19 protein-coding genes are annotated in these 20,277 nt (G+C 71.7%); 10 read left to right on the top strand and 9 right to left on the bottom strand.

The genetic code is table 11. From position 1 onward, the window contains the following. Positions 1-6: 6 nt before the first annotated feature. Genes ACIHCX_RS14290 through modA form a run of 3 tightly spaced genes read right to left on the bottom strand, consistent with a single transcriptional unit; the run spans position 7 to position 2,814 of the window. Entirely contained in the window at positions 7-1,101 is a 1,095-nt protein-coding gene (locus tag ACIHCX_RS14290) for an ABC transporter ATP-binding protein (RefSeq protein ID WP_400029256.1), read from the bottom strand. A gap of 49 nt (positions 1,102-1,150) precedes the next feature. After that, a complete protein-coding gene (gene modB / locus ACIHCX_RS14295; RefSeq protein WP_400029257.1) occupies positions 1,151-1,993 on the bottom strand; it encodes a molybdate ABC transporter permease subunit in 843 nt (280 codons plus the stop codon). After that, entirely contained in the window at positions 1,990-2,814 is an 825-nt protein-coding gene (modA, locus tag ACIHCX_RS14300; RefSeq protein ID WP_400029258.1) for a molybdate ABC transporter substrate-binding protein, read from the bottom strand. The genes modB and modA overlap by 4 nt, the downstream gene beginning before the upstream one ends. Positions 2,815-3,011: 197 nt before the next feature. Between modA and ACIHCX_RS14305 the strand changes: the two genes are divergently transcribed. After that, a complete protein-coding gene (locus ACIHCX_RS14305; RefSeq protein ID WP_400029259.1) occupies positions 3,012-3,473 on the top strand; it encodes a molybdopterin-dependent oxidoreductase in 462 nt (153 codons plus the stop codon). A gap of 10 nt (positions 3,474-3,483) precedes the next feature. Here the strand turns inward: ACIHCX_RS14305 and ACIHCX_RS14310 are convergent, their stop codons facing one another. From ACIHCX_RS14310 to ACIHCX_RS14320, 3 genes are all read right to left on the bottom strand, one after another. Next, positions 3,484-3,879 (bottom strand): molybdopterin-binding protein, encoded by a 396-nt coding sequence (locus ACIHCX_RS14310; protein ID WP_400029260.1) that lies wholly within the window; start codon positions 3,877-3,879, stop codon positions 3,484-3,486. Positions 3,880-3,944: 65 nt separating this feature from the next. After that, on the bottom strand, positions 3,945-5,894 hold the full coding sequence (locus ACIHCX_RS14315) for an amino acid transporter (RefSeq protein WP_400029261.1): 1,950 nt from the start codon (positions 5,892-5,894) through the stop codon (positions 3,945-3,947). A 251-nt stretch (positions 5,895-6,145) separates the two neighbouring features. Beyond that, a complete protein-coding gene (locus tag ACIHCX_RS14320; protein WP_400029262.1) occupies positions 6,146-6,703 on the bottom strand; it encodes a hypothetical protein in 558 nt (185 codons plus the stop codon). 317 nt (positions 6,704-7,020) lie between these two features. On the opposite strand from ACIHCX_RS14320, the gene kdpF reads away from it, so the two are divergent. The 5 genes from kdpF to ACIHCX_RS14345 all read left to right on the top strand — a co-directional run bounded on the left by kdpF (position 7,021) and on the right by ACIHCX_RS14345 (position 13,161). Then, positions 7,021-7,110 carry a K(+)-transporting ATPase subunit F gene (gene kdpF / locus ACIHCX_RS14325; RefSeq protein WP_016434100.1) on the top strand — a complete coding sequence of 30 codons (90 nt, stop codon included), beginning with the start codon at positions 7,021-7,023 and terminating at the stop codon, positions 7,108-7,110. An 8-nt stretch (positions 7,111-7,118) separates the two neighbouring features. Beyond that, complete coding sequence (gene kdpA, locus ACIHCX_RS14330; protein WP_400029263.1) at positions 7,119-8,780, top strand: potassium-transporting ATPase subunit KdpA; 1,662 nt, start codon at positions 7,119-7,121, stop codon at positions 8,778-8,780. Beyond that, entirely contained in the window at positions 8,780-10,903 is a 2,124-nt protein-coding gene (gene kdpB / locus ACIHCX_RS14335; RefSeq protein ID WP_400029264.1) for a potassium-transporting ATPase subunit KdpB, read from the top strand. The genes kdpA and kdpB overlap by 1 nt, the downstream gene beginning before the upstream one ends. 5 nt (positions 10,904-10,908) lie before the next feature. After that, complete coding sequence (kdpC, locus tag ACIHCX_RS14340; RefSeq protein ID WP_400029265.1) at positions 10,909-11,541, top strand: potassium-transporting ATPase subunit KdpC; 633 nt, start codon at positions 10,909-10,911, stop codon at positions 11,539-11,541. A gap of 75 nt (positions 11,542-11,616) precedes the next feature. Beyond that, positions 11,617-13,161 (top strand): glycoside hydrolase family 43 protein, encoded by a 1,545-nt coding sequence (locus ACIHCX_RS14345; protein ID WP_400029957.1) that lies wholly within the window; start codon positions 11,617-11,619, stop codon positions 13,159-13,161. A gap of 101 nt (positions 13,162-13,262) precedes the next feature. On the opposite strand, the gene ACIHCX_RS14350 is transcribed toward ACIHCX_RS14345, so the two are convergent. Then, entirely contained in the window at positions 13,263-13,469 is a 207-nt protein-coding gene (locus ACIHCX_RS14350; protein ID WP_400029266.1) for a DUF5999 family protein, read from the bottom strand. Positions 13,470-14,047: 578 nt separating this feature from the next. After that, the gene (locus ACIHCX_RS14355; protein ID WP_400029267.1) at positions 14,048-14,632 is read right to left on the bottom strand and encodes a hypothetical protein; all 585 of its coding nucleotides are present in this window, start codon (positions 14,630-14,632) and stop codon (positions 14,048-14,050) included. Positions 14,633-15,186: 554 nt separating this feature from the next. Here ACIHCX_RS14355 and ACIHCX_RS14360 point away from each other — a divergent pair. Together ACIHCX_RS14360 and ACIHCX_RS14365 are read left to right on the top strand one after the other, a co-directional pair. Then, on the top strand, positions 15,187-16,713 hold the full coding sequence (locus tag ACIHCX_RS14360) for a glutamate--cysteine ligase (RefSeq protein WP_400029268.1): 1,527 nt from the start codon (positions 15,187-15,189) through the stop codon (positions 16,711-16,713). A gap of 233 nt (positions 16,714-16,946) precedes the next feature. Further along, on the top strand, positions 16,947-17,747 hold the full coding sequence (locus ACIHCX_RS14365; protein WP_400029269.1) for a CPBP family intramembrane glutamic endopeptidase: 801 nt from the start codon (positions 16,947-16,949) through the stop codon (positions 17,745-17,747). Positions 17,748-17,806: 59 nt separating this feature from the next. On the opposite strand, the gene ACIHCX_RS14370 is transcribed toward ACIHCX_RS14365, so the two are convergent. After that, positions 17,807-18,616, bottom strand: coding sequence for a PhzF family phenazine biosynthesis protein (locus ACIHCX_RS14370; protein WP_400029270.1), 810 nt, complete (start codon positions 18,614-18,616; stop codon positions 17,807-17,809). A gap of 170 nt (positions 18,617-18,786) precedes the next feature. Here ACIHCX_RS14370 and ACIHCX_RS14375 point away from each other — a divergent pair, with 170 nt between their 5' ends. After that, positions 18,787-19,413, top strand: coding sequence for a PadR family transcriptional regulator (locus ACIHCX_RS14375; protein ID WP_400029271.1), 627 nt, complete (start codon positions 18,787-18,789; stop codon positions 19,411-19,413). A gap of 175 nt (positions 19,414-19,588) precedes the next feature. After that, positions 19,589-20,188 carry a Clp protease N-terminal domain-containing protein gene (locus ACIHCX_RS14380; protein ID WP_400029272.1) on the top strand — a complete coding sequence of 200 codons (600 nt, stop codon included), beginning with the start codon at positions 19,589-19,591 and terminating at the stop codon, positions 20,186-20,188. Positions 20,189-20,277: the final 89 nt, after the last annotated feature.

The raw sequence follows: 20,277 nt of genomic DNA on the forward strand, positions 1-20,277 counted from the left end.
GGTGCCTCAGGCCGGGTAGGCGTGGGTCTGCGTCGCCTTGACGGTCGCCCAGACCACCGCGCCCGGGTGCAGGTCCAGCTCGGCGGCCGCGACCGTGGTCACATCCGCGGTCAGGGCGAGTTCGCCGGTCAGGTCGGCGCGGATCCGGTCGCCGTGGGTCTCCAGACCGGCGACCTCGCAGCGCCACAGGTTGCGCGCGCTGGTGCCCGTGGGGCGGTCCCGGAAGAGCGTGACCGCGCTCGGCGGGAAGGCCACGAAGACCGCCCCCGACAGGACCTCGGTGGTGGTGACGACGGGACCGGCCTCGAGACGGACGGCGTGGCCGTCCGCCTGGCCGCGGTAGAGGTTCAGGCCGACGAGCTGCGCGACGTAGTCGGTGCGCGGACGGCGGGCGATCTCCGCCGGGGTGCCCTCCTGGACGACCCGGCCGTGCTCGACCACGACCAGCCGGTCGGCCAGCACCATCGCGTCCAGCGGGTCATGGGTGACGAGAACGGCGACGGCCTCGAACTCGGCGAGGTGCCGGCGCAGCTGGGCGCGGACCTCCAGACGGGTACGGGCGTCGAGCGCGGCGAGTGGTTCGTCGAGCAGCAGCAGCCGGGGCCCGGTGGCCAGGGCGCGGGCGAGGGCCACGCGCTGGGCCTGCCCGCCGGAGAGGCGGCGGGGCTTGGCGCCGGTGTGGTCGGCCAGCCCCATCCGCTCCAGCCACCGTGCGGCCTGCGTGCGGGCCTCCGCCTTGGTCGCGCCCCGGCAGCGCGGCCCGAACGCCACGTTGTCCAGGGCCGTCAGGTGCGGGAACAGCAGGTAGTCCTGGAAGACCACGCCGACCGGGCGTGCCTCGGGCGGCGTGCGATCCAGCGTGGTGCCGTCCAGGCGCAGGTGTCCGCCGGTGAGCGGGACCAGGCCCGCCAGCGCGCGCAGAGCCGTCGTCTTCCCGGCGCCGTTCGGGCCGAGCAGCGCCACCACGTCGCCGGGGGCGGCGGTGAGCGCCACGTCGAGACGGAACGCGCCGCGGTCGACGACGAGGCGGGCGTCCAGGCCCTCTTTGGGAGTGCCTTCGTCGGCCCGCAGGCCGGCCGGGGTCCGGTCGATGTCGGTCATGAGATGAACGTCCTGGATGCGGGGCGGCTCGGGATCGGTGGCGGATTCATCAGGAGGCCGTCATCCAACGGTCCCGCAGACCCGCCAGTACGGCGATCGACACCGCGAGCAGCACCAGGCTGAGGGCGATCGCCGCCGCCGGGTCGTTCTGGAGGGCCAGGTAGACGGCCAGCGGCATGGTCTGCGTACGGCCGGGGAAGTTGCCGGCGAAGGTGATCGTGGCGCCGAACTCGCCGAGCGCCCGTGCCCAGGCGAGCACGGCGCCCGCGGCGATGCCCGGCGCGATCAGCGGCAGGGTGACCCGGCGGAACGCGGTGAAGCGGGAGGCGCCGAGGGTGGTGGCCGCCTCCTCGAAGCGCGGGTCGGCGGCCCGCAGTGTGCCCTCGACGCTGATCACGAGGAACGGCATGGCCACGAACGCCTCCGCGACCACCACCCCGGCCGTGGTGAACGGCAGCGTGACCCCGAACCAGGAGTCCAGCCACTGCCCGACGACACCGTTGCGCCCCAGGGCCAGCAGCAGGGCCACACCGCCCACGACCGGCGGCAGCACGAGCGGCAGGGTGACCAGCGCCCGGACGAGTCCGCGTCCGGGGAAGTCCGTACGAGCCAGCAGCCAGGCCAGCGGGACGCCGAGCACCAGGCTCACGGCGGTGGCGGCGGTGGCGCTGACCAGGGACAACTGGAGGGCCTGCCACACCTCGGCGCTGGTCAGCTGGTCCGGCAGGCTGCGCCAGGGGGCCCTGATCAGCAGGGCGAGCAGCGGCAGCAGCAGAAAGGCCAGACCGACCAGGGCGGGGACCAGCAGGGGCAGCGGCGCGCCGCCGAGGGCGCGGCCGCGCCGCGATCCGCTCCTCGGGGTCGCGGCGCGGGCCTCGTCGGTCCTCGTCACGGCTTCAGGAACCCGGCCCCGGTCAGGACCTTCTGGCCCTCGGTCGAGGTCACCAGCTCGATGAACGCCTTGGCCGCGGTGGCGTTGGGCGCGTTCTTGAGGAGGGCGATCGGGTAGTCGTTGACGGCCTCGGCCGACTCGGGGAACTCCACGCCCTGGACCCGGCCGGCGGCGGACTTCACGTCGGTCTTGTAGACGAGGGCCGCGTCGGCCTCCTTCAGCTCGACCTTGGTCAGGGCGCTCTTGACGTCCTGCTCGTAGGAGACCGGGGTCAGCTCGAGGTGGCTCGCGGCCAGCACCTTCTGGGCGGCGGCGCCGCACGGCACGGACTTGTCGCACAGCACGACCTTCAGGCCGGACCGGGTGAGGTCCTTCAGCGAGGAGACCTTGTGCGGGTTGCCCGGAGCGGTCGCGATCTCGAGCTGGTTGCGGACGAAGGTGACCGGTGTGCCGGCCGCGTCCTTCTTGTCGGTGACGATCGCCATGGTCGTGGTGCTGGCGGCGGCGAACACGTCGGCGGGGGCACCGGAGGTGATGCTCGCGGCGAGGCTGTCGCTGCCGCCGAAGTTGAAGGTGACCTTGGTGCCCGGGTGCTGCTGCTCGAACTCCTTGCCGAGGGTGGTGAAGCTCTCCTTCAGCGAGGCGGCGGCGAAGACGGTCACGGTGCCGGACACCTTCGGCGCGGCGGCCTCCGACGTGCCGGACCCGGCCGAGGACGAGTCGTCGGAGGACGAGGAGGAGCAGGCGCTGAGAGCCAGCAGCGCCGCGGCCCCCGCAACTCCCGACTTCAGCATCCTGGTCCGCCGCGTGGAACGGGTCATCACGGTTCTACTCCTCTGGCTCTGCACGGAAGAAGCGGTCGCGCCCTGCCACGACCGCTCAACGGTCGTGCCGCGATCATACTGCCGCAATTGCCAGGTGTAAGGCCCCTGTTGTATTGCATGAGCTGGCCATGCGTGAAGGATGGCTTGCATGTGCGTTTGTACGGTGTGGAGGGTCGGGTACGGACTCTCAGGAGGTGGTGCCCGTGACGCTCGCGGAGCTCGACCTGACCGGCGACCTCGCCCGCCCGGCCCGGCTGACCGTGCGGGATCTGCTCGGGTGGCCGCAGCACCGGGTGGGGGTCGCCTTCGACTGCGCCACCAGCGGCGCGCGGCACCACCGGTTCAGCGGACCGCGCCTGTACGACGTGCTGTCCGCGGCGGGGCCCGATTTCGACCCGGCCCGGCGCAAGGACCGGCTGCGGTTCCTGATCGCGGTCACGGCCGCCGACGGGCACCACGCGCTGCTGTCGTGGGCCGAGATCGACCCCGACTTCGCCGACGCTCCGGTCCTGCTCGCGGTGACCATCGACGACACCCGGCTGGACGGCGCCGGCCCTCAGCTGGTCCTGCCGCAGGACCGCTGCGGCGCGCGGTACGTCAGCGGCGTCCGGGCGATACGCGTGGACGGCGGCTATCGCGCGCGGGCCCGGGTGTGAGGCGGTTTCGCTACGTGCGGTCGATGTGGACGTTCGTCGACTTCACGCGGGCGGTGGCCTCCATGCCGACCTCCAGGCCCAGTTCCTCCACGGCCTCCCGGGTCAGCAGCGAGACGAGGCGGTGCGGTCCGGCCTGGATCTCGACCTGCGCGGCGACGTCGCCGAGTTTGACGGCGGTCACGATGCCCGCGAAGGCGTTGCGGACCGACGTGTACGAGGGGCCGTCCTCGCCGCCTCCGGTCCGGGCCAGCTCGACCGAGAACGCGGCGAGGTCCCGGCCGTCGATGAGCCGGCGTCCGCTGTCGTCGCGGTGGGTGGCCACCCGGCCCGCGTCCGCCCAGCGGCGTGCGGTGTCCGGGCTGACGCCGAGCAGCCGGGCCGCCTGTCCGATCGTGTAGGACTGCATGCCGGTCACGATAAGGCCGCGTGCGGTGCGGGGCGGCCCTGGGGTGGGGCGTTCGCGGGCGCGGCTCAGCCGGTGTGCACCCGCGGGCGCTTGGTGCGGTCCGGCTCCGCCTCGCGCAGCACCTCGCGGGTGACCGGCGCGACCTCTCCCTGACCGAAGAGGAAGAAGCGCAGGAAGTTGGCGAACGGGTTGCCCTCGGTCCACTCGAAGTAGATGTGCGGGGTGCGGCCGGTCATCTCCCGGACGTGGAGGAGGAGCGCGGCCAGGGCGTTCGGGATGGACGCGGACTCCAGGGCAAGCACGCGGTAGCGGTCGTGCCTGACCTCGCCGTGCACCGTCAGACCGGCCTCGAACTCCGAGGGGTCGGTGACCGTCACCTCGACGAAGACGAAGTCCTCCGTGGGCGGGATGTCGCTGTCGCTGCAGATCTGCTCGATCTTGTCGCGGTACACGCTCTTGTCCTGCCGCTCGGGCTCCTTGGCGATGAACCGGATCTTGCGGCTGGCGATGTCCCTGACGAACCGTTCCGCCATGGGGTCCAGCGTCACGCTCGTCACCCGCAGCTCGAAGGAGCGGGCGAGCCGCGACAGCAGCGAGACCAGGATGATCCCGGTGATGAAGCAGGCGCCGATCTTCACACCGTCGGGACGCTCGATGACGTTGACGACGGTCGTGTAGAGGAACACGGCCGAGATGACCCCGAACGCGACGGTCCATCGGTGCTGGCCTGCCCTGCGGGCGGCGATGGTCACCGCGATCGCCGCGGAGCTGATCAGTACGAGCACGCCCGTGGCGTACGCGCCGCCCTGCTTGTCGACGTTGGCGTCGAAGATCCAGGTGACCAGGAAGCCGATCAGGGTGAAGACGATGACCATCGGGCGGACCGCCCGCGCCCAGTGCGGGGCCATGCCGTAGCGGGGCAGGTACCTCGGCATCAGATTGAGCAGCCCGGCCATCGCGGAGGCGCCCGCGAACCACAGGATCAGGATGGTCGAGACGTCGTAGACCGTGCCGAAGGTGTTGCCGAGGTACGCGTGCGCCAGGTAGGCCAGGGCACGGCCGTTGGCCTGGCCGCCGGCCTTGAACGCCGGCGCCGGGATCAACAGCGTGGTGATGAAGCTGGTGGCGATCAGGAAGCAGCTCATGATCAGCGCGGCCGTGGTGAGCAGCTTCCTGGTGTCCCGGATCCGGCCGGTGGGCCGCTCCTCGGTGTCGTCCGGGTCGCCCCGTACGTGCGGCATGACGGCGACACCGGTCTCGAAGCCGGACAGGCCGAGCGCGAGCTTGGGGAAGACGAGCAGGGCCACGCCGACCATGAGGAACACGTTGCCGTGCTGGGCGGTCAGCGCGCTGGTCCAGTCGGTGACCACATGGGCGGCGGTCAGGACGTGCCACAGGCCGACGACCACCACGACGGCGTTCAGCGCGAGATAGATCCCGACCAGGACGAAGGCGACGCCGATCGCCTCCACGAAACCCTTGAGGAAGACAGCGCCGAGCAGCGCGATCAGCAGGAGCGTGATCAGCATGTGGTGGCTGTGCATCGCGGCCGCCAGATGCGGGTTCTCGACCAGGTGGGTCGAGGCGTCCGCGGCCGACAGCGTCATGGTGATCAGGAAGTCGGTGGCGGCGAAGCCGAGCAGCGTCAGCACGAACAGCTTGCCCTGCCAGAACGACAGCAGCCGCTCCAGCATCGCGATCGAGCCCGCGCCGTGCGGGCTCTCCGCCGCCACCCTGCGGTACACCGGCAGCGCGCCCACGAGGGTGACCAGGACCAGGACGAGCGTGGCGATCGGCGACAGCAGCCCGGCCGCCAGTGCCGCGATGCCCGGCTGGTAGCCGAGCGTCGAGAAGTAGTCCACGCCGGTCAGGCACATCACCCGCCACCACCGCTGTCCCTTGTGCGGCGGCTGCGGCAGGGCGTGCGGGGCCTGCTGAATGCCCTTGCCCATGTCGGACAGGCCCTCCAGCATCCAGGCGCGCAGACGACTGGGAGGGTGCTCGGTGGTCGCCATGCCCCTGCTCCTGAGGTGTGGCTCGTGTGGGGACCGGGCCAGCAGACCGGGCACACGCTGACGGGTCACCAGCGTATGCGGAGAGTGACGCAGGGGCTCACGAGTACCCGGACGGGCAGGGGTCAATCGTCCGGCAAGGACGGCCGTGGCGCCCCCGATGCCACGTCACGACCAGCGGACTCGCGGGTTTCGCCGCGCCTTGGGCCGTCCGGGGGAGAGAGGGCAGGGGAGCCCGGGGCGGACACCCGGCGTCATGACTCCAGTCCCGAGACCCGGAACACCGCCAGTGCGGTCTCCCGGTCCACCTGCTCGGAGATGTCGCGCAGTTCGTCCGTCCCGCACTGCAGCCGGCCGGCCGCCACGCTGTGCCGGGCGTCCTCGTCGAGGCGGTACCAGACGTCGGGGTGGTCCACCAGGACCTCGGGATCGAGCTCCACCCGCCCGCCGAGGGAGTCCCGCAGCACCAGCCGCCGGCAGACACCGTCGACCGCGCGCACCGACACCAGCAGGTCGGTGCGGACCAGGCGGCTGCGCAGCAGCGACCGGGAGGCGATCCAGCCCCGGCCGGCACGGACACGGGGCGGGCACAGCACCACGAAGAGCAGCGCCGCGAGCATGAGCCAGAGCACCCCTCGCCACCAGGTGAGGCTGCCCGTTCCCCAGTCGATCAGGAGCAGCAGGGCGAGCAGCGCCACGGAGCAGCAGACCGAGGTGCGCAGTTCCCGCGCCCACGGGTGGGTGCGGGGCGTGCGGCCGGCTTCCCGCGGCACCGGGCCGGTGCCTGCGCGCTCGTCGTCGCGGAGTCCCATGTGCTCGACGTTAGGGCCCCCGGAGGGCTTCGGCATCTGCCGTTGACACGCCCCTGACGCGCCCGGGCCGGTTCTTGACACCACTCCGCCGACACCGCCCGGTGGCGCGTCGTCAGAGGTCCGTCAAGGGTGAGTGTGCCGCCGTATGAGAGCCGTCAACAGTGGTCGGAATCGGGCAGAGGAGGTCGTTTCCTCGAATCGTTGATGTCCGTTCGCCTCTCACTCCAGGAGTCCGCGATGGCCGATGTGGCCTTCGTCGTCGTCACGCTCGCGGTGTTCGCGCTCGTGGCTCTCGCCGTCAAGGGGGTGACGAAGCTGTGACCGCCGAGAACATCGTCGGCCTGGTCGTGGCCGTCGCCCTGCTGGGCTATCTCGTCCTCGCCCTGATCTTCCCGGAGAGGTTCTGAGCAGCGTTATGAGTCCCGTACTCGCCGGAGTGCTCCAGCTGCTCGCCCTCATGGCCGCACTGGCGCTCGTCTACGTACCGCTCGGCACCTACATGGCGGGCGTCTACCGCGCCCAGCGCCATCTGCGGGTCGAGAGATGGATCTACCGGGCCGTCGGCGCCGATCCGGACGCGGAGATGCGCTGGCCCGCGTACATGCGCGCCGTGCTCGCCTTCTCCGTGGCCGGTGTCCTCTTCCTGTACCTGCTCCAGCGGATCCAGGGCGTGCTGCCGCTGTCGCTCGGCTTCCGGTCCGTCGCCCCCGCCCAGGCCTTCAACACCGCCGCGTCCTTCGTCACCAACACCAACTGGCAGTCGTACGCCGGCGAGCAGACCATGGGGCACGTGGTGCAGACCGCCGGTCTCGCCGTGCAGAACTTCGTCTCGGCGGCCGTCGGCATGGCCGTGGCCGTGGCCCTGGTACGCGGCTTCGCCAGGTCCCGCACCGGTGAACTGGGCAACTTCTGGGCCGACCTGGTGCGTGGCACCGTGCGTATCCTCCTCCCGCTGGCCGCGGTCGCCGCGATCGTGCTGGTGGCCTGCGGGGTGATCCAGAACTTCTCCGGGATCCACGAGGTCGGCCAGTTCCTCGGCGGCGGGCAGCAGTGGAACGGCGGCGCCGTGGCCTCCCAGGAGGCCATCAAAGAACTGGGTACCAACGGCGGCGGCTACTTCAACGCCAACAGCGCCCACCCCTTCGAGAACCCGACCCCGTTCTCCAACCTCTTCGAGATCTTCCTGATCCTGGTGATCCCCTTCGCGCTGACCCGGACGTTCGGCGTCATGGTCGGCTCGGTCCGGCAGGGCTACGCCATCCTCGCGGCGATGGCCACCATCTGGCTCGCCTTCGTCACCCTGATGATGTGGACCGAGTTCGCCCATCACGAAGGCGCGCTGCGGATCGCGGGCGGCGCGATGGAGGGCAAGGAGGTCCGGTTCGGCATCGGCGCCTCCTCGATCTTCGCCGCGTCGACCACGCTCACCTCGACCGGCGCCGTCGACGCCGCGCACTCCTCACTCACCGGGTTCGGCGGCGGGATCGCGATGCTCGGCATGATGCTCGGGGAGATCGCGCCCGGCGGTGTCGGATCGGGCCTGTACGGCATCCTGATCATGGCCGTCATTGCGGTCTTCATCGCCGGTCTGATGGTCGGGCGCACCCCCGAGTACCTGGGTAAGAAGATCGGCTCCCGGGAGATCAAGCTGGCCGCCGTCTACATCCTGATCACCCCGGCGCTGGTGCTGGTGTTCAGCGCCCTCGCGATGGCCCTGCCGACCCCGCCGCACTCGGCGCTCAACCCGGGCGCGCACGGATTCTCCGAAGTGCTCTACGCCTACACCTCGGCCGCGAACAACAACGGCTCGGCTTTCGCCGGCCTGAACGCGAACACCGACTGGTTCAACACCACGACCGGGCTCGCCATGCTGCTCGGCCGCTTCCTGCCGATGGTGTTCGTCCTCGCCCTGGCCGGCTCCCTGGGCGCGCAGCAGCCGGTGCCGGTCACCGCGGGCACCCTGCGCACCGAGAAGCCGCTGTTCACCGGCATGTTGGTGGGCGCCGTGCTGATCGTCGTCGGTCTGACGTACTTTCCGGCCCTCGCGCTGGGCCCGCTCGCCGAGGGGTTGGCGTGATGACCACCTCCACACAGAACCACGAGGACTCCATGTCCGCAGTCACCAGGACCCGGGCACCGCACAGCGACGTGCCCGCCGGGAACCCGTCCGGCCGGGGCCGGGTCGGCGCCGGTCTCTTCGATGCCCGGCAACTGCTCAGGTCGCTGCCCGACGCCTTCCGCAAGCTCGATCCACGGGTGATGATCAAGTCGCCGGTGATGTTCGTCGTGTGGATCGGCTCGCTGCTGACCACCGTCTTCTCCCTCACCCGGCCGGGCGACTGGTTCGGCTGGGCGATCAGCGCCTGGCTGTGGCTCACCGTCGTCTTCGCCAACCTCGCCGAGGCGGTCGCCGAGGGCCGCGGCAAGGCGCAGGCGGAGACCCTGCGCCGGGCCAAGACCGACACCGTGGCGCACCGGGTGGACGGGACCGAGGTCCCCGGCACCGAGCTGCACGTCGGCGACCTCGTCGTGTGCGAGGCAGGCGACGTCATCCCCGGCGACGGCGACGTCGTCGAGGGCGTCGCCTCGGTCGACGAGTCGGCCATCACCGGGGAGTCGGCGCCGGTGATCCGCGAGTCCGGCGGCGACCGGTCCGCGGTGACCGGCGGCACCCGGGTCCTGTCCGACCGCATCGTCGTCAAGATCACCACCAAGCCCGGCGAGACCTTCATCGACCGGATGATCGGCCTGGTCGAGGGCGCCGCCCGGCAGAAGACGCCCAACGAGATCGCGCTGAACATCCTGCTCGCCTCGCTGACGATCGTCTTCCTCCTCGCCTGCGCCACGCTGCCGCCGTTCGCCCACTACGCGGGCACCCAACTGACCATGGTGGTCCTGGTCGCGCTGCTGGTCTGCCTGATTCCGACGACGATCGGCGCGCTGCTGTCGGCCATCGGCATCGCGGGCATGGACCGGCTGGTCCAGCGCAATGTGCTGGCGATGTCGGGGCGGGCGGTGGAGGCCGCGGGCGACGTGTCGACGCTGCTGCTGGACAAGACCGGCACGATCACCCTCGGCAACCGCCGGGCCGCGGAGTTCGTCCCGGTACGCGGTACCACCGCCGCCGAGCTGGCGGACGCGGCCCAGCTCTCCTCGCTGGCCGACGAGACGCCCGAGGGCCGTTCCGTGGTGGTGCTGGCCAAGGAGAGGTACGGGCTGCGCGAACGGCACCAGGGCGAGCTCGCCGGGGCCGAGTGGATCGCGTTCACCGCCCAGACCCGGATGTCCGGCGTGGACGTGGACGGCCGCAGGATCCGCAAGGGCGCGACGGGGTCCGTCATCGCCTGGGTCCAGGAGCAGGGCGGGCGGATCGCCGAGGACGCCGGCCGCCTCTCGAAGGAGATCTCCGCGGCGGGCGGCACACCGCTGCTGGTCGCCGCCGAGGACCAGGACGGCGCCCGGGTCCTGGGCGTCATCCACCTCAAGGACGTGGTCAAGGACGGTATGCGCGAACGCTTCGCCGAACTGCGCCGGATGGGCATCAGGACCGTCATGATCACCGGCGACAACCCGCTGACCGCCCGCGCGATCGCGGACGAGGCCGGGGTCGACGACTTCCTCGCCGAGGCCACGCCCGAGGACAAGATGGCGCTGATCAGGCGCGAGCAGAGCGGCGGCAAGCTGGTCGCGATGACCGGCGACGGCACCAACGACGCGCCCGCGCTGGCCCAGGCCGACGTCGGCGTGGCGATGAACACCGGTACGTCGGCCGCCAAGGAGGCCGGCAACATGGTCGACCTCGACTCCGACCCGACCAAACTGATCGAGATCGTCGAGATCGGCAAGCAGCTCCTGATCACCCGCGGCGCGCTCACGACGTTCTCCATCGCCAACGACGTGGCGAAGTACTTCGCGATCATCCCGGCCCTGTTCGCCGCGGTCTACCCGGGCCTGGACAAGCTGAACATCATGCGGCTGTCCTCGCCGGACTCGGCGATCCTGTCCGCGGTCGTCTTCAACGCGCTCGTCATCATCGCGCTGGTGCCGCTCGCCCTGCGGGGGGTGCGCTACCGGCCGACGAGCGCGGACCGGATGCTGCGCCGCAACATCGCCGTCTACGGTCTCGGCGGGCTGATCGCCCCCTTCGTCGGGATCAAGCTCATCGACCTGATCATCTCCCTGATTCCCGGGATCGGCTGACGCATATGAACCAGTCCCTTGTGAACACCGGCCGACTCCTGTCGGCGGGCCTGCGGGCGCTGCTCGCGCTGACCCTGCTCACCGGCGTCGTCTACCCGCTCGTCGTCACGGGCGTGGCCCAGGCCTTCCTCGGGCACCGGGCGAACGGCTCGGAGGTCAGGGAGGGCGGCAGGATCGTGGGCTCCTCCCTGATCGGGCAACAGCACTACGGCCTGGACTACTTCCAGCCGCGCCCGGCCGCCGGGCTGGGCACGAACACCGCGAACACCCAGTACAAGCTGCTCGTCTCCGGTGCCACCAACCTCGCCGCGAACAACCCCAAGCTGGTCGAGGCGGTCGAGCGGGCACGGGCCGAGGTGGTCAGGGTCAACTCCACGTCCGACTACAAGGTGAAGCCCTCCCAGGTTCCGGCCGACGCCGTGACCTCCTCGGGTTCGGGTCTGGACCCGGACATCTCGCCGGCGTACGCGCTGCTCCAGGCGCACCGGGTGGCGGAGCGCAACCACCTGCCCGTCGCCCGCGTCGAGCACCTGGTGCGGGAGCACACCGAGAGCCGCACCCTCGGCTTCATCGGCGCGCCGCGGGTGAACGTCCTCCAACTCAACGTCGCGCTCAGGGAACTGACCACCGGTCACTGATATTCCGCCATCCCGTCAATCGGTCCGAGTCCTCTTGTCCGCTTCCACGGCCGCACCTACAGTGCGGCCGTGCGGATGTACGAGAACCCCGTGATCGGAGGCTTCCACCCGGATCCCAGCGTGTGCCGGGTGGGGGAGGACCACTACCTGGTGTGCTCGAGCTTCGAGTACTTCCCCGGGGTCCCGCTGTTCCACAGCCGCGACCTGGTGCACTGGCGGCAGATCGGCAACGTCCTGGACCGGCCGGGGCAGTTGGAGCTGCCGGACGACCTTCCGGCCTCCGCCGGCATCTACGCCCCGACGATCCGCCACCACGACGGCCGCTTCCACGTGATCACCACCAATGTGGCGGCCGGGGGCACCTTCCTGGTCAGCGCCGAGGATCCGCGGGGGCCCTGGTCGGACCCGGTCTGGATCGACCTGCCGGGGATCGACCCCGACCTCGCCTGGGACGACGACGGCTCCTGCTGGTGCGCTGTCGCCGGGGTGCGGGTGGCCCGGATCGACCCGGCGACCGGCAAGGCCCTGGAGGGGCCGCTGCCCGCGTGGTCGGGAACGGGGCTTCAGCACCCGGAGGCGCCGCACCTGTACCGGATCGGCGCCTGGTGGTACCTCCTGCTGGCCGAGGGTGGCACCGGGCACGGCCACGGCGTCTCGATCGCCCGCGCCCGCTCCCCGCGCGGCCCCTGGGAGCCCGCGCCGGACAACCCGGTCCTGTCCCACCGCGGCACCGACCTGCCCGTCCAGTGCACGGGCCACGCCGACCTGGTGCAAGCGGCCGACGGCACCTGGTGGATGGTGCTGCTCGGCACCCGGCCCCGGGGCTGGTTCCCGGAGTTCCACGTGCTCGGCAGGGAGACCTTCCTGACCCCGGTGGAGTGGGTGGACGGATGGCCGCGGGTCGGCCCGGTGCGAGAGCGGCATCCGGCGCCCGCGGCCTGGCATCCCCTGCCGCCGCCGCCCGAGCGGGACGACTTCGACGCGCCGGCCCTGGCACCGGTCTGGATCTCCCCGCGCAGCAGGCCGGAGGCTTCCTGGTCACTGAGCGAACGCCCCGGCCGGCTGACGCTCCACGCGACCGGCGACAGCCTCGACCGGCCCGGCCACACCTTCGTCGGACGCCGGCAGCAGCATCCCGACTGCCGGGTGGCGGCGCGCGTCGAGGCGGTCTCGGGGCGGGCCGGCCTGTCCGTCCGGCTGGACGAGGCGCACCACTACGACGTGGAGATCGGCGGGGGAGTGGTGGGCGTGGTCGCCCGGATCGGGCCGCTGCGGCAGCGGATCGCGGAGCACCCGGTGCCGCCCGGACCGCTCACCCTCGTCGTGGACGTTCGCACGGACGACGTGCCCCCGCCCACGGTCACGGCCGCGGACCGGCAGGCGACCGGGGACCGGGCCGCGACCGGGGTCCGGGCGGCCGGCCCGGACGTGATCGCCTTCTCGGTCGAGGGCCCGGAGGGCACGTCGGTGCTGGCCGAACTCGACGGGCGCTACCTGTCCACCCAGGTCGCGGCCGGCTTCACCGGGCGCGTGATCGGCATGTACGTCACCGAGGGCAGCGCGGCCTTCGACTGGTTCGACTACCGGCCGCGGCCTGTGCGCCGTCGAGGCGGAGAGTGACGGGGGCCCGGTCCCGGACGCGCTTCGGGGCCTGTTCGCGCGGGTGTGCGCGCCGGCCCCTGGTGATCCGCGGGCGGCTCGCCGGAGCCGCCCGGTGGTGCTCAGGCGGCGGTCACCACCTGGTCCGCGCCCGGCGGGCGGTGCGGGGCGATGATCTGGCCGTCCGGCAGGAGTTCACCGGTGTCCTCGAAGAACAGGACGCCGTTGCACAGCAGGCTCCAGCCCTGCTCCGGGTGGTGTGCCACCAGACGGGCGGATTCCCGGTCGGCGGAGTCGGCTGACGGGCACGGTGGCTGGTGCAGGCACATTGAGGGGATCTTTCGCTCTGTCGGGTGGTCGCTGTCGGCTGTCGTGCGTGTTCCGCGGCTGATGGTGTTCTCCATGGCCGCCCCCCGTTTGTCGAGTGGTCCGAAACCAGTGTTCCCCCGCGGGTCCGATTCCGCAGGGATTTCGCGGCACCGCTTCTCACCGGTTGGAGACGCGTCACACTCACGAGCGGTTCATCCCGACGGCACCGCCTCTTCGGATGGTTCGCACTGGCCGGATGGGGCTAGGGCCTGTTGCGAGAGTCCCGCCTGCCTCGCGACGCCATGCACGCACTCTCGCCGCACCAGGCCCTGACCCGAGTACGTCCAGTACGAGGGCCAGGGCCCGGCACGCCGAGAGCACGCACCTGACGCCGCGAGGCCCGCCCTCCGGGCGGACGACGGGACTCTCGCAACAGGCCCTAGTCCGATAACACCCCCCGTGGGGACCTCCGTCGCGCGGACGCGGGTCATCCGGGCGGATTTCGCCTCGTACGGGTGCATCCGGCGCTGAACGGCGTCGTACCCCGCCGCCGGGCACGTCCGGCAGCGGGGTACGACGCCGATCGGCGGGCGGGAGGTCAGGCGCGGGAGCCCATGAGCCGGATCGGAGCCACCCGATGGGTGAGGACCGGGAGCAGATCGGCGACCCGGTGCGGAAGGTGGGCCGCGATGCCGGGCGGGGCCGGCGCGAGCGGCACGAGCAGGTCGGTGGCCGCCGGGTGGCCGGTGAAGCCGTCGTCGGAGAGGTCGCCGTGCAGCCACAGCGTGAGCATGTACAGGCTGGGCATGGACAGCAGGCGCGGCTGGTACGGCTGGCTCATGGCCTCCGCCTGCCGCAACGCGCGCTCGGTGGAGGTGACGTAGGGGCCCTCGAAGAAGTGCGAGAAGGTCCAGCCGTCGGGGGTCAGCATGGTCTCGGCTGCGGCCACCGCTTGGTCGCCGCAGCGGATCAGGAAGCGCCACCCGGCCAGCCTGGTCGCGGAGATTCCCTCGGGGGTGATCCGGTCCAGGACGTGTACCGGCAGTGGAAGATCGGGGACCGCGGGCTCCTGGGCGGAGCGGAGGGCGGCGGACCCGGCCTCGCGGACCGCGGTGGGGGAACCGAGTGCCGTGAGGACGGAGCGCAGGGCGGGCGCGGGAGCCGGGGGGACGTGCAGCGGCATGGTGGGTCGCCTCTCATTCGGCAGGCACGGTGGCGCGAGGGCGGGCTGGGTGCGGACGGCGCTGTCAGCTCTCAGGGCAGGAGGAGGCTGGAGCCGGGGCTCTGGTGAGCGAGGGGTGGGGCGCGGCCTGCCTCACGGGCTCCTGACAGGGTTCAGGGCTGTGGGCGCCAACTTCTGCTGTGGTGCAGAGTTTATACGACAAATGTTCAGGTGGTGTTTCGCCTAGCTGTTTTCGATGTGAACGGCAAGAGTCTATTCGGCCGGATTCGATCGGGAATCATCGCTGCTCCGGGTGAGCCGTATCGCGATGGCCTCGGGTGGTGCCCGCACGGCGGTCGGCCTGATCTTGTCGGCGTTTTTCACGAGTTTCATGGGGTACCCGAAACCGCCGAGTGCCGCATGCCCCGTGAATGTGCCTCCGGTCACACAGGACCAGAGTAGTCGGTGCGGGCGGGAGAGGGGCGTTATCGATCGCGTCGGCGGGGCATCATCCCACCTGACCAGGACCCCGGCGGCCGGATCTTACGGCCCGCCTTGCGAGGAGGGACGCTGCGATGGGGGAGAAGGTCGTCGCCGGCCAGCTGGACCTGTCGGACCGCAACCGCTACCGCGACAAGCTGCGGCGGTGTCTGACGGGGCTGGAGCGGTTGCTGCGCGAGAAGCGGTTCGACCGGCCGAAGAACCTCATGGGGCTGGAGATCGAATTGAATCTGGTCGGCCCCGACGGCCTGCCGAAAATGCTGAATGCGCAAGTTCTCGAGCGCATCGCGAGTCGTGACTTCCAAACAGAACTCGCCATGTTCAATCTGGAAGTCAACATTGCCCCACACCGCCTGGGAGGCCGGGTATTCGACCAGCTCGCCGAGGAGATACGGACGTCGCTGGCATATGCCGACCGGAAAGCCGGTGAGGTGGACGCCGGAATAGCGATGATCGGTATTCTGCCCACCCTCGGCCGGGACGATCTGGTCTCGTCCAATCTCTCCGCCGTCGACCGCTACGCGCTGCTGAACGATCAGATCGTGGCGGCCCGCGGAGAGGAGTTCACCCTCGACATCGACGGCGTGGAGCATCTCACCTGCACCTCGAAGTCGATCGCGCCCGAGGCCGCCTGCACCTCCGTGCAACTGCACCTCCAGGTCACCCCGGGCCGTTTCGCGGACGTGTGGAACGCGGCTCAGGCGGCCGGCGCCGCGCAGATAGCCGTCGGCGCCAACTCGCCGTTCCTCTTCGGGCGCGAGCTGTGGCGTGAGTCGAGGCCGCCGCTGTTCCAGCAGTCCACCGACACCCGCCCGCCCGAACTCCAGGCCCAGGGCGTGCGGCCGCGCACCTGGTTCGGCGAACGGTGGATCTCCTCGGCGTACGACCTCTTCGAGGAGAACCTGCGCTACTTCCCGGCCCTGCTCCCCATCTGCGACGACGAGGACCCCCTCGACGTGCTGGACGCGGGCGGCGTGCCCAAGCTGGCCGAGCTCGTCCTGCACAACGGCACCGTCTACCGCTGGAACCGCCCGGTCTACGACATCGCGGACGGAGTACCGCACCTGCGCGTGGAGAACCGGGTGCTGCCCGCCGGGCCCACCGTCACCGACGTGATCGCCAACGCGGCCTTCTACTACGGCCTCGTGCGCGCCCTGGCCGAGGAGCCCCGGCCAGTGTGGACCCGGCTGCCCTTCCAGGCCGCGGCGGACAACTTCGACGCCGCCTGCCGGTACGGCATCGACGCCCGGTTCACCTGGCCCCGGCGCGGGCGCCACTCCGGCACGGCCGAGGTCGACGCCGTCACCCTGGTCCGCGACGAACTGCTTCCCCTCGCGGAGGCCGGACTGAGCGCCTGGGGCGTGGAGCGCGCCGACCGGGACCTGTACCTGGGTGTGATCGAGGAGCGATGCCGGCGCCGGACCAACGGCGCGGAGTGGCAGGCCGCCACCTTCCACCGGGCCCTGGAGCAGGGGATGGGCAGGGAAGCGGCCCTGGCCGCCGCCACCCGGCACTACCGCGAGCTGACGAAGTGCGGCGAGCCGGTCCACACCTGGCCGATCGGCCTGCCGGAACCGGTCCCGGTCGTCCAGGGCCTGTGAGGAAAGCCCCGTCGTCGCCCGGAGCCACGGCACCAGGGCCCGTCCTGGCTGCACGTCGACGGCCGTGCCGCCTCGCCGTAGCGGGGGGCACTCGCGCCCGCGGGTGAGGGATCGGGCAAGCTGTGACGTCCCACGACGGTGGCGCCGCGCGTGCGCACCCGTGCCGGTGTCCGGCCGTACCCGTGCGGCGGGGTGGTGCGCCTCGTGGCGGGACGACCGAAACGGAGGCAGGTGTGCTGGAGGAGTCACAGCCGGTGGGGGACTCCCCACGGCAGGAGCGGCCTTCGCGGCGGATCCTCCGCGACGAGACGCTGCTCGTCCTCGGGCTCTCGCTCGGGGCGAGCGGGGTGTCCGCGCTGATCAGCTTTGTCGGTTCGGTCACCAAACCCGGTGGCCTCAAGGACCAGGCCACCACCCTCAACGCCTCCGCCGCTCCGGGACGTCCCTGGCTCGACCTCGCCTGGCAGCTGTTCGGGATCGCCACGGCCCTGATCCCCGTGGCCCTCGTCGCCCACTTCCTGCTGCGCGAGGGGCGCAGCCTGCGCACGCTCGGCTTCGACCGCACCCGTCCCTGGCCGGACCTCGGCCGCGGCGCGCTCGTCGCGGCGGTGATCGGCAGCACCGGAATCGCCTTCTACCTGGCGGCCCGCGCGTTCGGCTTCAACCTCACCGTGGTGCCCGAGGCGCTGCCCGCCGTGTGGTGGAAATTCCCGGTGCTGATCCTCTCCGCGCTGCAGAACGCCGTCCTCGAAGAGGTCATTGTCGTCGGCTACCTGCTGCGCAGGCTCGGGCAGCTGGGCTGGACCCCGGGGTCCGCGCTGGTGGCCAGTTCCGTACTGCGCGGCTCGTACCACCTCTACCAGGGCGTCGGCGGCTTCGTCGGCAACATGGTGATGGGCGTGGTCTTCGTCTGGCTGTACCGGCGGTGGGGCCGGGTCGGCCCGCTCGTGGTGGCGCACACCCTGCTCGACGTCGGCGCGTTCGTGGGCTACGCCCTGCTGGCCGGGAAGGTGGGCTGGCTGCCGACGGCGTGAGCGCGGCGGGGAGGGGCGTACGAGTGCCGTACGCCCCTTTCGTGTTCCTGGGCGGGTTCCTACCCGAGCAGGTCGCCCTCGATCACGGTGACCGCGTGGCCGGTGAGCAGGGTGCGGTCGCCGCGCAGGCCCGTGCGCATGAGGCCAGAGCGGGCGGAGGCCTGGAGCCCGGTGAGGTCGGTGCGGCCGAGGCGTTCTGACCAGTAGGGGGCCAGGGCCGTGTGGGCGCTGCCGGTGACCGGGTCCTCGTCGATGCCGACGTTGGGGAAGAAGCACCGCGAGACGAAGTCGTAGCCGCGGGCGGGGTCCTCGGCCCGGGCGGTGGCGATGACGCCGCGTGCGGAGTGGGCGGCCAGTGCCTTGTGGTCGGGGGCGAGGGCGCGGACGGTCTTCTCGTCGGCGAGCTCCAGGACCAGGTCGCCGACAGCGGCCCCGGTGTCGTAGGCGGCGCGGGGCTCGGCACCGAGGGCCCGGGCGACCCCGTCGGGAACGTCCACCGCGGTGAGCGGGGCGGTCGGGAAGTCCAGGGTGATCGCGCCGTCGCCGGCCGGGCTCGCGATGAGCACACCGCTGCGGGTGGCGAAGCGCACCGGTCCCTCGTGCGCACCCGTCGTGCGCAGGACATGGGCGGTGGCGAGGGTGGCATGGCCGCACAGGGCGACCTCGGTGGCGGGCGTGAACCAGCGCAGCGCCCAGTCGGCCTCGCCGCCCTCGGGCAGCCGGTGGGCGAACGCCGTCTCGGCGTGGTTGACCTCCAGCGCCACCTTCTGGAGCCAGTCGTCGCCGGGGAAGGCGTCCAGCAGCAGCACCCCCGCGGGGTTGCCGGCGAAGGGGCGGTCGGTGAAGGCGTCGACGATTCGAATCCGCATGCCCCGACGGTAGGGGTTCCGGCGAGCGGCGGACCAAGGCCAATCCGGGGGCGGCGGCCTTGAAAAGGAGGAACTCACCACCCGCAGTTCGGCAGGGGTGGTCAAAGCGAGCTGTTCCGATATATCGTTGAGGCATCGCGACAGGTCGATGATGGAATGGAGTGGTGGCGATGCGTACCCATGGGTTCGAGCACGGGCACCGACACGACGGCCCCCGTCGCGGCCGCGGCGGCTTCGAGGAGCGCCGGGCGGCCTTCGGGCCCTTCGGCCCGGGCGGGCCGGGGTTCGGCCCCGGCTTCGGACCGGGTTTCGGCCCGGGGCACTGGGGCGGCCGAGGGCGCGGCGGACCGCGCGGCCGGGCCCGGCGGGGTGATGTACGGGCCTCGATCCTGGCCCTGCTGAAGGACCGTCCCATGCACGGCTACGAGATGATCCAGGAGATCGCCGAGCGCAGCGGCGGCGCGTGGAAGCCCAGTCCCGGCTCGGTCTACCCCACCCTCCAGCTGCTGGAGGACGAGGGACTGATCGTCAGTGAGAGCGAGGGCGGCAAGAAGCTGTTCTCGCTCACCGAGACGGGCCGCACCGCGGCCGCCGAGGGGCCGGACGCGCCCTGGGAAGAGGCCTCGCGCGGTGTCGACTGGGAGGCCCTGGGCGAGATCCGGCAGGCCGGCTTCGGTCTGATGGAGGCCTTCGGCCAGGTGTGGAAGACCGGCAGCAAGGACCAGCGGGAGAAGGCGCTCGCCGTCGTCAACGAGGCGCGCAAGAAGCTGTACCTGATCCTCGCCGACGAGGACTGACGGTCGGGCCGCGGGCCCCGGAACCCCCTGCGTGTCGGGGAGGCTCCGGGGCCCGCGGGTCTGTGTGTTTCCTGGGGAGCCCCTGTGTGGACGCCTCCTGATCTCATCCGTAAGGAGGAGATTCCGTTCGCCCGGGTCCACTTTCCGTGGGACGCCGAAATGCTTCCCGCCGGGGATGACCGGAGCCGGAGAGGCTGGTGAGCTGGACGATGTGCAATCCCGTGTTCCGCGGCAGCCGCCCTCCGGGCAGGACGCCCCCCGTCCGGACGACGACGCCCGGCTCAGTGCCGAGCTGGCGGCGGCGGTCGCCGGTGCCCGCAGGCGGGCGGTCCGGGACGGGGACCGGCAGATCGACACCGCCCACCTGCTGCACGCGCTCCTGGAGTCCGACCCCGAGGTGCGCGCCCTGTTCGACGGCGGGCCGCAGATGGCCCGGTTGCTCGGCTACCTCGTGCAGCGCAGCATCGGATACGGCCTGCGCTGGCAGGGTGCCGTCGAGGACTCCGGTGCCCTGCCCGTGGTGACGGAGGCCGACGGCCTCTCGCCGGCGGCCTGCGCCGCCCTGGAGCACGCCTGCGAGCGCGCCGCCCGGCGGGGCGACGACCTGGCGCGCGGCGTCGACCTGCTCGCGGCGGTCGTCGTGGACCCGCAGGCGCGCGCCGTCGAGGTGCTTACCGGCGCCGCGATCGACGCGGGAGAACTCGCCGCGCGGCTCGACAACGATGCCAAGGACTGTCCGGGGGAGTACGCCTCGGACGGCGGGCCCGCCCACTGAGTGGGACAGAGGGGTACCCCGGGCGCGGGCAGGCGTCCCGGCGGGGCCTTCCGGTGGAGCGTTCCGAGTCTTTCGCCCGGTCTGTCCGG

Source organism: Streptomyces sp. NPDC052043 (genome assembly GCF_044548235.1).
Classification (GTDB): Bacteria; Actinomycetota; Actinomycetes; order Streptomycetales; family Streptomycetaceae; genus Streptomyces.